The sequence below is a fragment of the Flagellimonas pacifica genome (assembly GCF_900215465.1).
GTDB lineage: Bacteria > Bacteroidota > Bacteroidia > Flavobacteriales > Flavobacteriaceae > Flagellimonas > Flagellimonas pacifica.
Map to the genome: position 1 here is coordinate 61999 of NZ_OBEH01000003.1, position 13287 is coordinate 75285.

At 35.2% G+C, this 13287-nt stretch carries 15 protein-coding genes; 4 read left to right on the plus strand and 11 right to left on the minus strand.

Annotated features, from left to right (window positions below):
* Positions 1 to 33 precede the first annotated feature (33 nt).
* Positions 34 to 879, plus strand: a complete 846-nt coding sequence (locus CRO15_RS10030; RefSeq protein WP_243396947.1) for a DUF6268 family outer membrane beta-barrel protein — start codon at positions 34 to 36, stop codon at positions 877 to 879.
* A 10-nt stretch (positions 880 to 889) separates the two neighbouring features.
* Positions 890 to 2053, plus strand: coding sequence for a sigma-54-dependent transcriptional regulator (locus CRO15_RS10035; protein ID WP_097045705.1), 1164 nt, complete (start codon positions 890 to 892; stop codon positions 2051 to 2053).
* Position 2054: 1 nt separating this feature from the next.
* On the opposite strand, the gene CRO15_RS10040 is transcribed toward CRO15_RS10035, so the two are convergent.
* Positions 2055 to 2768, minus strand: a complete 714-nt coding sequence (locus tag CRO15_RS10040) for a hypothetical protein (protein ID WP_097045706.1) — start codon at positions 2766 to 2768, stop codon at positions 2055 to 2057.
* A 178-nt stretch (positions 2769 to 2946) separates the two neighbouring features.
* Between CRO15_RS10040 and CRO15_RS10045 the strand changes: the two genes are divergently transcribed.
* Complete coding sequence (locus CRO15_RS10045) at positions 2947 to 3831, plus strand: PPK2 family polyphosphate kinase (protein WP_097045707.1); 885 nt, start codon at positions 2947 to 2949, stop codon at positions 3829 to 3831.
* Positions 3828 to 5225 carry a M20/M25/M40 family metallo-hydrolase gene (locus CRO15_RS10050; protein WP_097045708.1) on the plus strand — a complete coding sequence of 466 codons (1398 nt, stop codon included), beginning with the start codon at positions 3828 to 3830 and terminating at the stop codon, positions 5223 to 5225. The genes CRO15_RS10045 and CRO15_RS10050 overlap by 4 nt, the downstream gene beginning before the upstream one ends.
* A 256-nt stretch (positions 5226 to 5481) precedes the next feature.
* Here CRO15_RS10050 and CRO15_RS10055 read toward each other — a convergent pair whose 3' ends face one another.
* The 10 genes from CRO15_RS10055 to CRO15_RS10100 all read right to left on the minus strand — a co-directional run bounded on the left by CRO15_RS10055 (position 5482) and on the right by CRO15_RS10100 (position 13246).
* Complete coding sequence (locus CRO15_RS10055; protein ID WP_097045709.1) at positions 5482 to 6192, minus strand: DUF1028 domain-containing protein; 711 nt, start codon at positions 6190 to 6192, stop codon at positions 5482 to 5484.
* Positions 6193 to 6488: 296 nt separating this feature from the next.
* Complete coding sequence (locus tag CRO15_RS10060) at positions 6489 to 7205, minus strand: trypsin-like peptidase domain-containing protein (RefSeq protein WP_097045710.1); 717 nt, start codon at positions 7203 to 7205, stop codon at positions 6489 to 6491.
* A 197-nt stretch (positions 7206 to 7402) separates the two neighbouring features.
* Entirely contained in the window at positions 7403 to 7903 is a 501-nt protein-coding gene (locus CRO15_RS10065; protein ID WP_097045711.1) for a YybH family protein, read from the minus strand.
* A 167-nt stretch (positions 7904 to 8070) separates the two neighbouring features.
* Positions 8071 to 8604 (minus strand): hypothetical protein, encoded by a 534-nt coding sequence (locus CRO15_RS10070; RefSeq protein WP_097045712.1) that lies wholly within the window; start codon positions 8602 to 8604, stop codon positions 8071 to 8073.
* A gap of 92 nt (positions 8605 to 8696) precedes the next feature.
* Positions 8697 to 9197: a hypothetical protein gene (locus tag CRO15_RS10075; protein WP_097045713.1), complete on the minus strand. Its 501-nt coding sequence runs from the start codon at positions 9195 to 9197 to the stop codon at positions 8697 to 8699.
* A gap of 167 nt (positions 9198 to 9364) precedes the next feature.
* Positions 9365 to 9745, minus strand: a complete 381-nt coding sequence (locus CRO15_RS10080) for a hypothetical protein (protein WP_097045714.1) — start codon at positions 9743 to 9745, stop codon at positions 9365 to 9367.
* A gap of 129 nt (positions 9746 to 9874) precedes the next feature.
* The gene (locus CRO15_RS10085; RefSeq protein WP_097045715.1) at positions 9875 to 10657 is read right to left on the minus strand and encodes a hypothetical protein; all 783 of its coding nucleotides are present in this window, start codon (positions 10655 to 10657) and stop codon (positions 9875 to 9877) included.
* 159 nt (positions 10658 to 10816) lie between these two features.
* A complete protein-coding gene (locus tag CRO15_RS10090; protein WP_097045716.1) occupies positions 10817 to 11362 on the minus strand; it encodes a hypothetical protein in 546 nt (181 codons plus the stop codon).
* 148 nt (positions 11363 to 11510) lie between these two features.
* Complete coding sequence (locus CRO15_RS10095) at positions 11511 to 12272, minus strand: RDD family protein (RefSeq protein WP_097045717.1); 762 nt, start codon at positions 12270 to 12272, stop codon at positions 11511 to 11513.
* A gap of 29 nt (positions 12273 to 12301) precedes the next feature.
* A complete protein-coding gene (locus CRO15_RS10100) occupies positions 12302 to 13246 on the minus strand; it encodes a toll/interleukin-1 receptor domain-containing protein (RefSeq protein ID WP_097045718.1) in 945 nt (314 codons plus the stop codon).
* Positions 13247 to 13287 lie beyond the last annotated feature (41 nt).

Genomic DNA, 13287 nt, shown 5'->3' on the forward strand with positions numbered 1-13287 from the left:
CATAAAGCATTTTGGGTAATTGGTTTAGCCCTTGTGATTTTATCCGGTCAAGAAGTATTGGGACAAAGTTCCGATGTTTTTCGAGTGGAGTACCTAAATATCCCCGAAAACGATTCAGGAATAAAAACCCAGAGATATAAACTTTCATTCAATTTACCCATTAAATTGAACGAAAAGAAAGACTACCTGATAACTGGGTTGGAATACAATAAATTTGATTTGGATTATTCTCAGAATCTCCCTTTTGATAAAAGCGAGTTGATTAGGTTCCATATTGCGGATTTAAATTTGGGACTTATCACCAAATGGAACGAAAACTGGAACTTTGTGACCATAGTTACGCCCAGATTAGCATCCAATTTTATCCATGGAACCAAAAAAGATGACTTTTTCTTTAATGCAACCGCAGCATTTTGGAAAGAAAAACCTAACGCAGAAAAACCCTTCAGGATTGTCCTTGGCTTATCCTATAATAGCACAACGGGACTTCCGGTTCCTCTTCCATTGGTGAGCTATTATCGCAGGTTTCATCGCAAATGGTCTTACACTTTAGGTATTCCCAAATCTATCTTTAAGCATCATATATCTAAAAAACATACCTTGGAAATGGCACTATTATTGGATGGCTACTTTATAAATGTCCAGAATGATATCATTTTGCCAGATAACCAATTGGGGTCAAAAATTTCTCTAACAGCACTGGTGGGAGCCGTGGGTTATCAATACAACATTACCAAAAATATGGCTTTGTATGGTATGGTGGGTCGTTCTTTTGAGCAGGAGGGTAAGCTTAGAAATGATAAAAGAGGGGATGTTTTTTTATTAAATAATGAAGCAAATCTATATATTAGAACAGGTTTCAAAATAGGAATTTTTTAAATAGCAAGGGATGTCAAAAATTTTGGTCATAGAAGATGAATCTGCCATAAGAAGGGTATTGGTGAAGATATTGAGTGAAGAAAGTGATACATACAATGTTCATCAGGCAGAGGATGGGCTTAGAGGTATTGAAGCCATTAAGAAAGAAGACTTTGACCTTGTACTTTGCGATATAAAGATGCCCAAAATGGATGGGGTTGAAGTGCTGGAGGCCGCAAGAAAGATAAAACCAGAAATTCCGTTTATCATGATTTCGGGTCATGGAGATTTGGATACTGCAGTAAATACTATGAGATTGGGTGCATTTGATTACATCTCTAAACCGCCTGATTTAAACCGTTTATTGACCACAGTAAGAAACGCCCTTGACCGAAAGGAACTAGTGGTAGAAAACAAGATTTTAAAGAAAAAAGTCTCCAAGAATTATGAAATGGTTGGAGATAGTGATGAAATTGGTGTCATAAAAGATATGATAGAAAAAGTGGCGCCAACCGATGCCCGGGTTTTGATTACAGGTCCAAACGGAACAGGAAAAGAGCTTGTAGCACATTGGTTGCACGAAAAGAGCGGCCGTTCTTCCAATCCTTTTATTGAGGTGAATTGTGCAGCTATTCCATCAGAACTAATAGAAAGTGAACTCTTTGGGCATGTTAAAGGAGCGTTTACCTCTGCAGTAAAAGACCGTGCGGGAAAATTTGAAGCAGCAAATAAAGGAACTATTTTCTTGGACGAAATTGGTGATATGAGCCTTTCGGCTCAGGCCAAAGTGCTCAGAGCCCTTCAAGAAAACAAAATTTCACGGGTTGGTACGGATAAAGATATTAAGGTAGATGTTCGGGTTTTGGCAGCAACCAACAAGGATCTTAAGAAAGAAATTGCTGACGGAAAATTTCGGGAAGATTTATACCATAGATTGGCCGTTATCCTAATAAAAGTACCTGCTTTGAACAATAGGAGGGATGATATTCCTATTCTGATTGAACACTTTTCCAAAAAAATAGCATCAGAACAAGGCACTGCTGTCAAAAACTTTTCCAAAAAAGCCATCAGTTTATTAAAAGGATATGACTGGACAGGAAACGTGCGAGAACTGCGCAATGTTGTGGAACGCTTAATAATTCTTGGAGGAAAAGAGGTCTCCGAAGAAGACGTAAAGCTTTTTGCTAGCAAATAGCCTAATCTACATTACACTCTCCAATACGTAAAAGGGCATCGTGCGTAATGGTCTTTACCCGTTGGTGGTATTGCTTTTTTGGTTCAGAAAGCCCTGTGTTTAGCAATGTCAAACGTGCTTCCTCATGAATTCTGGTGATATATTTTAGCGCAGACTTGCAATCTACTTCACGTATAACCTTGTCAAGCGAGTTTTCAAATCCTAACAAACAGCTATGTACCTGTTCCTCGGAAAGTTTACCATGTGTTAGAAGCATGGCGCCATGGTCATAGATGGCATTTTTGGTGTTCAATACCAAAACATTATTATCATAAGTGCTGGAAAACTCTTCCTCAAAAGTTTTTAACACTTTAATCCCTATTTCAGTACTTTCCAAGGCATTGTGCAAAGATTTTTTGGAAACCTCAAAAGATGCTGCTTTTGTAGCCTTTTTAAGATAAGAAAGTGTTTTTTCAAGACTTTCAATAGTGCCTTCGCAACCACAATCTATAAAATTGAACTTGGTTTTTTCAATACCATTAAGTGCCTTGTAGGCATAGTATTTGGACATCTCAAAATCATCAGCTATTATAGCTGCTTGAGTTTGACTTTTAATGTACTCAAGATTGGAATTTGCATACTCACATGCATTTCGAGTAGTGAACGAAGCCATAAGTAATAGGCCAAGAATGCCTAAAACAAAGACTATAAAGAGAATAATCTTTTTTGCTTTCATAACGCTAGATTTGGGACAATGCGTCTTATGTTTCCTACTAAATTACAGGAAGAATCGACTGAAAATGAATATAATCGATAAAAAACGATCTAAAACTATCAAATGTAAAAAGGATCGTTGAATGGTAGTTTTTGGACGATGGTTGAAGGAATGATCAAAAAGAACTATATTCATTCTCATGGAAAAAATCGAAATAGACCCTTACCGAGTTGAGGATCATATAAAACTATCAGAAAAAAGCACGTTTCAGGATTTTGATTGTACGGATAAAGAACTGAAAGAGAAACTAGAGGAGGTTAGGGAGGATTTGGGAAAATTTCAGGATACACTGTATGCCCACGGAAAGTATGGAGTTTTGGTTTGCCTACAAGGTATGGATACCTCTGGGAAGGACAGTCTTATAAGGGAGGTTTTTAAAGACTTCAATGTAAGAGGAGTGGAGGTGCATAGTTTTAAAGTGCCCACTGAGCTGGAGTTGAAGCATGATTATTTATGGCGGCACTACATTGCACTGCCTGCAAGGGGTAAGTTCGGTGTTTTTAATAGAACACATTATGAAAACGTTCTAGTCACCAAAGTGCACCCAGAGTATATTCTTGGAGAAAACATTCCTGGAATTGAATCTGTATCAGATATAGATGGGGCATTCTGGGAAAATCGATACCGTCAAATCAACGATTTTGAACAACATATTGCTGAAAACGGAACCTTGATTTTTAAGTTCTTCCTACATTTATCAAAAGAAGAGCAGCGTCAACGCTTGCTCCGTCGACTCAGACTGAAAGAAAAAAACTGGAAATTTTCACCTGGTGACCTCAAGGAAAGGAAATTATGGGATGATTATAAGGTTTGCTATGAGGAAGCAATCAATAAAACCTCTAAACCCCATGCACCTTGGTATGTTATTCCAGCGGATAACAAAAAAGCTGCGCGGTTAATTGTCGCCACTATTTTATTAAAGACGTTAAAAAAATACAAAGATGTGGAAGAACCTGAGTTGGATGAAAAAATAAAAGCTAATTTAGAAACCTTCAAACTAGACTTGGAAAAAGAAACCGAATGAGAACAATCTTACTTTTATCCCTTTTATTGATCAGTACCCCTTTTTTTTCGCAATCTGATGATGCAAAACAAATCAAGGCAATTTATGACCAGGCTTTGACCAATGGAAAAGCATATGATTGGTTAAATCATCTTTCAAATCAAATAGGTGGGCGCCTTTCAGGTTCCGTACAAGCGCAACTGGCAGTAGATTACACTAAAGCCCAATTAGATTCATTAGGATTGGACAGAGTATGGTTGCAGCCAGTAATGGTGCCCAAATGGGTGAGAGGAACACCTGAATTTGCCTATATTGAGACCAAACCCGGGCATACCACCAATGTTCCCATTTGTGCTCTCGGAGGTTCCATCTCTACACCTGATGGTGGAATAAAAGCTGGTATTGTTGAAGTAAAAGGCATAGAAGACCTGGAAAAATTGGGAAGATCAAAGATTGAAGGTAAAATAGTGTTCTATAATCGACCCATGGAACCTACTCAGATAAGCACTTTTGCATCTTACTCTGGTTGTGTGGATCAAAGATACTCTGGAGCAGCAGAAGCAGGTAAGTATGGTGCAGCTGGTGTTATTGTACGTTCCATGAACCTGCGTTTGGATGATTACCCGCATACTGGAGCCATGAGTTATGGAGACACTCCCGTTTCTGATAGGATTCCGGCAGCGGCCATTAGCACCAAAGGAGCCGAATTGTTAAGTACTACATTGACGTTGAACCCAGATATAAAGTTATATTTTAAGCAAAACTGTAAGCAATTTGAAGATGTAGAATCCTATAATGTTATTGGAGAAATAACTGGTACCACTTATCCTAATGAAGTTATGGTTGTTGGTGGGCATTTAGACTCTTGGGATTTAGGGGATGGTTCCCATGATGATGGAGCTGGATGTGTACAAAGTATGGATGTGCTCCGCCTATTGAAAGAGACAGGTTACAAACCTAAACGCACACTACGTGTGGTATTGTTCATGAATGAAGAAAACGGACTTAGGGGTGGAAATAAATATGCCGAAATTGCCCAAAAGAAAAATGAGAAACATGTTTTTGCCTTGGAAAGTGACTCGGGAGGGTTTACTCCAAGAGGTTTTTCTTTTGATTGTTCCGAAGAAAATCTGAAGCAAGTACAAAGCTGGAAAGGTTTGTTTGAACCCTATCTGATTCACATGTTTGTAAAAGGATATAGTGGCGCGGATATTGGGCCGTTAAAAAGCGAAGACTTGGTCTTGGCAGGACTTCGCCCAGATTCACAGCGTTATTTTGACCATCATCATGCCGAGAACGATACGTTTGAGCATGTGAATAAGAGAGAATTAGAGCTTGGGGCCGCCACAATGGCCAGTTTGGTTTATCTTATAGACAAGTATGGGACAATTACTTCTGCAAAGATAAAGGGGTAGGGTGTTCGTTCATTTTGGGTAAGTTATTGATTGGTATCCCTAAACTACCCAGTTTCTTATCTGTATTATCTTGATTTGGTAGATTTCTTGCGCTACTATTTTTAATCTGCCTAAAAAATCAGGTTGGCATTTAACGTTCTGGCTATGATAAGTTGCGACGTTAGAAACCCTATGGAGACTAAACATACTAATAATGTATAGATTTTCTGCAGGAAAATCGCCAGCAATTGATCATACGCCATATAGGTGATAGTTTCTAGTACTTGTCTTTTTCTTCTTTACGCCAAAAATCAAATTGTTGATTTAGCAAAGTTACAGCGGGTTCACCACCTTTTTTTATGCCTTGAACCGCTAGCTTTAAAATAGCCCCATCTAGAGGTTTGTATACCATTATAAAAGCAGACCTTGCATATTGCGTTTCGCACCTTTTATCTCCACCGGCTTCTTCTCCAGCTTTGAGTGCAAGCATCAACCGCTCAGCTAAAGATTTATCCCTATTTTGATTAAAGGCATCAAATGCTTTTTTAACAACTTGCTCCCCCAAAAGTATGTTGCCCATAACCGCAAAGTCATCGCCAACCATTTCGCCGTTCCAATCCGCAATTTCAGTACCGGAGTATACCAAAGGGCTTGTCCCTTCCTTCAATAATATTACACCATATTGCTGCCGTTCTGGCTCGAAACGTTTCGCTTTCATAGCATTCAAGATTTCTAGCGCAGAAGCGTTACTTTCCATAAGAGAGACCCCTTTCATACGAGCAAAATAATTGCTTGCCGCCTGTACCACAATAGCACCTTTTTCAGGTTCAATGGATGCAATTCCAGACACATCGAAAGTACATGAGGCACCTACAATTCCAATTTCCCCTGTTTTTCTGTCCACAGCAATAATAGACCATGTAGCATAGCATTGGGTGGAGAAGAGTGTTGTTAAAATTACTATTAATAGAATACCTCTTTTCTTCATTGTTATTGAATTTTATATTCTTAGTTATAATTACAGATAGATAAAAATGAAGAATGTTACACTTTACTTAAATAGAATTTTATGGATAAGTCGAATTACCACTAAGGGTCTTGTTTATGAAGCGTAGCGCATAAAAAGGTGCTAACTTTTCGGATTAGTACAGCGCTGAATTTTTATATTTTGTTCTTTTTTTTGGTTTAAAGCCAAATTCAAAAATTTGGAGGTCTTTGTAAATAAACACAAATCTTTCAGTTTAGGACTTGTTAGCTATGTTTTATACACCGTGTTGTACAACGTTATTTTACTTTTATGTACTCTTTTTCAATTAACTCTTTTACAGAAATTAATCTCCCGTTTTCTTTTACACTTAATTCTGATATAAAATCAATAGGTGTAATATAAGATATTGGTTCTTCACCTTCAATTAGGTCAAAAGAACTTGAGTTAATACCTATAACGTATCCATTTTTAAATACTGGACCACCACTTGCGCCTCCTTGAATATCCATATTTGTTTGATAGCATCTGTTTTTCACTTTATAAGAACCATTTTTACAAAAATCTACTATCGTTCCAAAGGAATTTATACCTTTAAATAAGAATTCAGTCTCTCCAGTTTCTAAATTCGTTTTTTCACTATTGGGATAAGCAAATGTGAAAATCTTTTCCCCATTATCTAATTTTTCAAAATCTAATGTGAAATATGCAGAGATATTTGCATTAACATCTGTTTTATCAGGTAATCGTCTTTTTCCCAAAGTACCAATCATTATATCTGCATTCTTATTTGGAACTAATTGAGTAACTGGGCGCAAATGATATTCTTTATTTTCTATATTCTGAACTCCATATAGAGTCTGTTCGGTTTGTTTTCCGTCCTTAAAAAATAAATGCTTAGCAGTAGCAAAAGCGCCAACAGGATTTATGAAGAAACCTGTTCCTAAACATTTCCATATATTCTTATCCGGGTCAAAAGTTATAATGGGAAAAATTGCTTCATTATGATTACTCATTTTGTTAGGTCAATGTTGTGCAACGGTCTCGTATAACCGTCGGTTTTACGGGTTAATATGAGTTAATTTTGGTTTAGCATAGACTTTGGCAATTCCAAGTGGATTCCCTAGAGCCTGTCCTGAGCGGAATCGAAGGGTGGTCTAACCCGCCGAAATTACGGTTATACATTGTTGTAAGAAGTATTTTTTAATTATACTTATCGATTATATTTTGAATCTTTCAGGTTATACATTATTCTGTGAATTTTCCATTTTCCGCCTTCTTTTTTTAGAATGTTAGTGAATTCAGAGATAGATTGAGTTGTGTCATGACCAATATTATTTTCTAAAGTGCACCACGTAAGTTTGGATAATCCCTGATAATATGCAATATTTCCAGAACTTACGATTTCTTCATTTTCTACTTCATATTGGATTATTGGATACTTTATATCAGATTTTGGGAACCAAAATCCGCTGACATTATTCTTGCTAAGAATAGGTTTTTCAGTTTTCCCAGGTTGAAATAGAATAATTTCAGTAGTCAATTTATCCAACACTGATGTTGAATCTCCATTTCTCCAAGCCTGTCTATAATCTTGCATCATCTGTTTAATATCATGAATATCACTTGTTTCATTTTCATTCGTGTTTTTACAAGAATTAAATGTTAATAATACAATAGAAAATAGAAGGATGTTTAATATTCGATTTTTCATTTTTCAGGTATTACATATAACGGTCTCGTATAACCATCAGTTACGGGTTTATATGCGTTAATTTTCGGTTTGGCACTAGCTTTAGCAATTACAGAGTGGATTCGGACGTAGTCGAATCCGCCGTAATTGCGGTTATACATTGTTGGCTGTAGTGTTTTTTCCATTCGCTAATATATTATTACCAATTCCGATTCTTTCCTGCACCAATTATTTACATTTCCATTTTTGTCAATTAATAAATAATAAGTAGTGCTTTTTCTTTTATAGTTTTCCGATACAATTACATAAAAATTCTCAAAATCATCTTTTTTATGATATGGTTGAGAAATTCTTAAATTCATACCGCTACTACTTTTATATTTTTTAATCCGAAACTGTTTTTTATCCAAGTTGTCATAACTCATTACGTGAGTTGGGGAATCAAAATCCATTTGTTCAAGAGCATAAATTCCGAAAGTTTCCAATTCCTTTCCCTCTGTCAATAATTTTCCGGTCAGACATTCATTAACTTGAAATTTATAAGAAGAGAAGTGAAAGTCAGTCGTGTATTTCGGAATTTTTATTCGTTTTTCAACAGGGAACTTTGTCAATAAACTGTCTTTGTAAAAATCAAAAGCGATTTGTTCAAAAAAAGGAATTTCAACTTGCCCAAATCCAAGATTGAAACTCAATGTTAATATTATAATCGCGATTTTTTTCATATTACAGCCAACGTTCAGGCTAAAAAGCGTAGAAGCGGTTTGGTTGGTCAGGTCTATGATTTTTAGCCATTGTTGGCGTGTCGTTTTTCATTTTAAAATTGTTCTAAGAACTCATTTAGCAAATCCTCATCTTCCATTTCCATTATTGCCTTTCCCATTTTAATTCGTCCGTCACATGTGGCGATTGTTGAAAGAGCCATAATAGATGTCGTTTTGTCCAAATCGTTATTCAAGTTTTTAATTACAAATTCTTTTAAGTCTAAAAGCCCTTTTTTGTAATTGTCTTGATATTCTGGTAGTAAACTTGGATTGCTCCCTAAGTGTCTCTGCTGTTCAATTACGGCACATAACCCTAATAAATTCCAATCAAATAAGTCTTTTTTGATTCCAATTCTGACAAGTTGGGGAATAGCCAAATAGGATGCGGTCCCGACATCCCCTTGATGGTGCAATTCATTCCAAAGTTCTTCCCATACTTTTTTAATGTCTTCAGGGTCATCAGTATTCTCGAGTTGACTTAAAGGCACAGAAGCGTCATAAAGAGTTTTATATCCTCCTTCTAGTTCTTGCCATATTTTGTCTGTTAATTCCATTTCTTAATGCACGCCAACGGTTAGTATAAGAATAGTTGTGGGTTTACGTGCGAGGATTTTCCGTAGGAAAATCAGACGTAGTAAACTTGCAACTACCTTTGGTTAAGCCCAAAATTGAGCAATTATTTTTATACATTGTTGGCAAATCGTTTTTCTTTTCCGTTTTCTTAAAAATTCCACCACTTTTTCTTCTTCTTTTGTTCAATCCCAAATACTTCTGGAATGATACTATAAAAAGAGAATATAGAATCTCCAAGTCCGTTTTCAAATTGCTTACTCACTTTCGCAAATGGATAAGCTATATTTTTGTCATCAAAGCTAATTCCAACATTACCATTTTTGTCCTTTTTCCAAATTCCGCCATAATTTTCGATTATACATTCTCCGAGAAAAGCTCCACAAGAATTTATTAATCCGCTCCAATTATCTTTTTCGATATTCACTTTAGTTCGTTCAACAAATCCTTCGAGAAATTTTACTGAATCCGAGTCGTATTTTAGTTTCAGTTGTTTTTTTGTTTCGTTTGCTAAATTTTTCAGTTCTGTCATTCTCAAATGTTTGCCAACGGTCTCGGCTATGAGTAGTTGCGTGTTTTAGCACTTAACTTTGCAAGTACACACCAAACTGAAAATCCGCAAGAACAAGCAATTACTTATAGCCATTGTTGTACACAGTATTTATTTCATTAATTCTATTTGATATTTCGTAGCATCAAAAGCTACCTGTAAACCTCTCAAATTTGATTCAGATTTATTTTGCTCAAATAATTCAGTCAATTGTTCAGTTTGTTTAGCTACATTATCATTCTCTTTTTTAAAGATTTGATATTTTAAAAGAATTAAATTCGCCATAATTTTATCAGAAACAGATATATCATTTTGGTTTAGATATTCCGCTATTGTGCTTTCTATTTCGGAATCGTTTTCAGATAGTTCATCGAATAAGTATGCATTAGTCAAGTCAGATTTATTCATGGTCGAGTAATCATTCTGGTCAGACATATCTTTTCGATAAGTCATTTTTTTTCCATTTAGAAAATACCATCTCGTGTAGGAATCATTTTCCATTTTGATATCTTTTTCAAACTCTTTTTTCTTTATGCTCCAGTTCGTGAAAGCTATTAAAAGTTCAGTTCTGTCATCTTTCTTTAAAATTGCAAATCGAATCAAGTAATTTCTTTTTCCAGGCTTTTCAATTTCAACGTCTAATTTATTTTCTACCGAAACATACTTTTTAAGAGCTTTTAGAATAGAAGAAACATCTTCAGAACTCGCTTCTGGAAATAGATTTTCTCTTAGAAACAAGTCAATGTATAAATAGTGAGTCAAATAAAAATCATCCATTTGCAAATAATTCGCTTCCGTCAAATGTTCACTTTTAATATTGATTTTGTCAGATTGAGCATACCCGAAATTCGTGAATATTGCTAAAAGTAAAAGTGTAATTATTTTTCTGTTCATTCTGTTGGTTTATATTGTGTACAATGGTTCGGCTAAGGTTCGTTGCTGTGATTCGTCCGAAGGACAATCCAGCCGAACCTAAAGATAGCTTTTTGCGCGTGATTTCCGTTTAGGAAATCCGCAAGCAATGAATTTTAGCCATTGTTGTAAAACGTTTTTTTAGTACTGCTTTTCGTCAATTAATTCCCCAGACCTAGAATAGATTTTCCAGATTCCCATTTTTTTATTCCCAATCATTTTCCCTTCTTTCTTTAGATACATGCTATCTAATTTCATTGAATAGTTATAGAATTTGTCAGTACTAATGACTTTGGTTTTTTCATCTACACGTAATAACTCTTCCAAATCCTTAGTCTCTGAATCAATTTCCAAGGTCGTTGATTCGCTACAAAGTCCTCCAAAGTTTAAGTAGCATTTTTGGGATAATAAATTTCCAAATCGGTCAAATTCGGCTTTCATTTTTACTTTTCCATTTCTGAAATACTGAAAGTAATCTCCAAAATAATAGTCAGCGGAATAATCCCCAATTTTATAAGTTAAAACCGTTCCCTTTTCCTTTATCTCCCCATTTTTGTAATACTCTTCAAAATTTAAAGTATCCGCTGCAATCAACTTTTCAGTCAAAATTTCGTACTCCTTAGAATATTGAGAGAATGAAAAAAAGGTTACAAAAACTGTGAATATGATTGTGGTTATAAATTTCATCAAAATGTTTTACAACGGTCTCGGCTATGAGTAGTTGCGTGGTTTAGCGGTTAACTTTGCAAGTACACACCAAACTGAAAATCCGCGAGGATTTTCAGAAGTAGGCGAGAACAAGCAATTACTTATAGCCATTGTTAGCACCAGTATTTTATTTATTCAGTTCTATTAGTTTCCATTCTCCATTCGGTTCTTTTGTTAGGTAAGCCCAAACATTCAAATCCTTTTCATTTCCAATAACTTTTATACTCAATTGAGCTTCTCCATATCCATTGGAAATATTTACACTACCTGTAGGCATCATTCCATAATCTTTTATTCCACCAATTTCTGATATGATTTCTTCATTTTTCTCAATTTCTGAAATAGCAACTTTGTAAGCATCTGAATTTTTCATTGCAGAACCAGCAAACAAAAATATAAATGCAAAAAAGGTAATTCCAATTCCAGCTAATACTAAAATTCTCGGAAGCTTTGTTGGTTTGTTAGGATTCTTGACTACAATTGCTTTTGCAGTTTTATCTCCGAGTCTTTTTTTCTCTTGACTTGAAGCAAGAACTATAAATTCAATTGGCCAAATTATTAGAAATAGATTTCGAACAAATAATTTCCCAATTGAAGGAACTTCATTCGGATTGTTTTCATTTCGAACCATAATTCCCATAACCCACTTTCCTGGACTAATACCTTTTATTGAATCTTTAGCGAAGTATATTAGAAATCCAATTAACATTGCAGGCAACATTTTACTTATCAGATTACTGAAATTGGTTTCGTCCATAAAATTTGTTCCGAGTGATAGGAATACAATTCCAACGATAAGAAATGTGAAAGTAAAGTGGTCAATTAAAAATGCTGCGATTCGTCTTTTTCTACTTGATAAAAGATATTCCTTTTCTAAATTTTCGTTCATTAGTTGATGATTGGTTTATATTGTTAGCATCAGTATATTTTACTAAATCTTTCAACTATCTCTGCGACCAAAAGTTCCTTATTTTTTGTTGTACTTATTTGTCTGCATTGATGTGAGCTGATTGGTTGTGGGATAGAATTCATATCAATATAAGCTACGCATGGAGTAATTCTTTTTCTTAGTGCCCATGCGGCTCCTGCCTCAATCATTACCCAGTTGCTTTTTACTGAGTGGGGAGTTATGAAAATTACTATTTCTCTAGCGTTAACTAATGCTAATCTTATTGATTCCTCCCAATCTTCACCTCCCTTTATCTTGCGCTCTGCCATGAAAGTGGAAATTCCATTATTATTTAACATTGTAGCTATTTCAGTTGCTATCTCGGAATCTAATGATGCATAACTAATAAAAATATCTGGAGAGTTAGAATTTTCATTCCAACTTGGTTTAGTGCTAGCTTTTATTGATCGATGATAGTCTTCTATTGAATAGACACGTTTGTGTCTAATTTTGAATTTTTCGAGATATCCCGATTTCAATGTATCAGAAGAATTAAAAATTTGGAGAATATATTTCTCTAAGTTGGATTGATTTGATATCTGTTTTCTATTGGTAAGTAATGCCTTATTGATAATTTCTTTAAAATTCAGTAAATCTCTATCTGGTCTTATATGTCCGTCAAATAGTTTTTTAACAGCGTTCTCATCAGAAATGGTTCTGCTAAAAAGCACAACTTTTGATTTAATATTCCCTTGATGAGCCAGTTCAACCATTTTAAGAGCTAAGCAAAATCTTAACGATAAGTGTACTAAGATTAAGTCGTAATCAGACTTTAATAAGTTGAGCACACCATTTAAAGTACAAACACTTTGTTCGTGAATTGATTCTAAAGTCCATTCACTACATTCAGAATGAAAAATATTTTCCAATATTTCTTTTTCAGATTCCTCGTACCATATATATCCTATTTTCATTAGGTGTTTTCTTTATTGATGCTAACGGTCTCGGCTATGAC

Coding starts and splice junctions, on each gene's coding strand:
- CRO15_RS10085 (WP_097045715.1), bottom strand. CDS start 10,657: ATGAACAGAAAAATAATTACACTTTTACTTTTAGCAATATTCACGAAT.
- CRO15_RS10080 (WP_097045714.1), bottom strand. CDS start 9,745: ATGACAGAACTGAAAAATTTAGCAAACGAAACAAAAAAACAACTGAAA.
- CRO15_RS10045 (WP_097045707.1), top strand. CDS start 2,947: ATGGAAAAAATCGAAATAGACCCTTACCGAGTTGAGGATCATATAAAA.
- CRO15_RS10070 (WP_097045712.1), bottom strand. CDS start 8,604: ATGAAAAAAATCGCGATTATAATATTAACATTGAGTTTCAATCTTGGA.
- CRO15_RS10090 (WP_097045716.1), bottom strand. CDS start 11,362: ATGAAATTTATAACCACAATCATATTCACAGTTTTTGTAACCTTTTTT.
- CRO15_RS10100 (WP_097045718.1), bottom strand. CDS start 13,246: ATGAAAATAGGATATATATGGTACGAGGAATCTGAAAAAGAAATATTG.
- CRO15_RS10035 (WP_097045705.1), top strand. CDS start 890: ATGTCAAAAATTTTGGTCATAGAAGATGAATCTGCCATAAGAAGGGTA.
- CRO15_RS10050 (WP_097045708.1), top strand. CDS start 3,828: ATGAGAACAATCTTACTTTTATCCCTTTTATTGATCAGTACCCCTTTT.
- CRO15_RS10060 (WP_097045710.1), bottom strand. CDS start 7,205: ATGAGTAATCATAATGAAGCAATTTTTCCCATTATAACTTTTGACCCG.
- CRO15_RS10040 (WP_097045706.1), bottom strand. CDS start 2,768: ATGAAAGCAAAAAAGATTATTCTCTTTATAGTCTTTGTTTTAGGCATT.
- CRO15_RS10075 (WP_097045713.1), bottom strand. CDS start 9,197: ATGGAATTAACAGACAAAATATGGCAAGAACTAGAAGGAGGATATAAA.
- CRO15_RS10055 (WP_097045709.1), bottom strand. CDS start 6,192: ATGAAGAAAAGAGGTATTCTATTAATAGTAATTTTAACAACACTCTTC.
- CRO15_RS10065 (WP_097045711.1), bottom strand. CDS start 7,903: ATGAAAAATCGAATATTAAACATCCTTCTATTTTCTATTGTATTATTA.
- CRO15_RS10095 (WP_097045717.1), bottom strand. CDS start 12,272: ATGAACGAAAATTTAGAAAAGGAATATCTTTTATCAAGTAGAAAAAGA.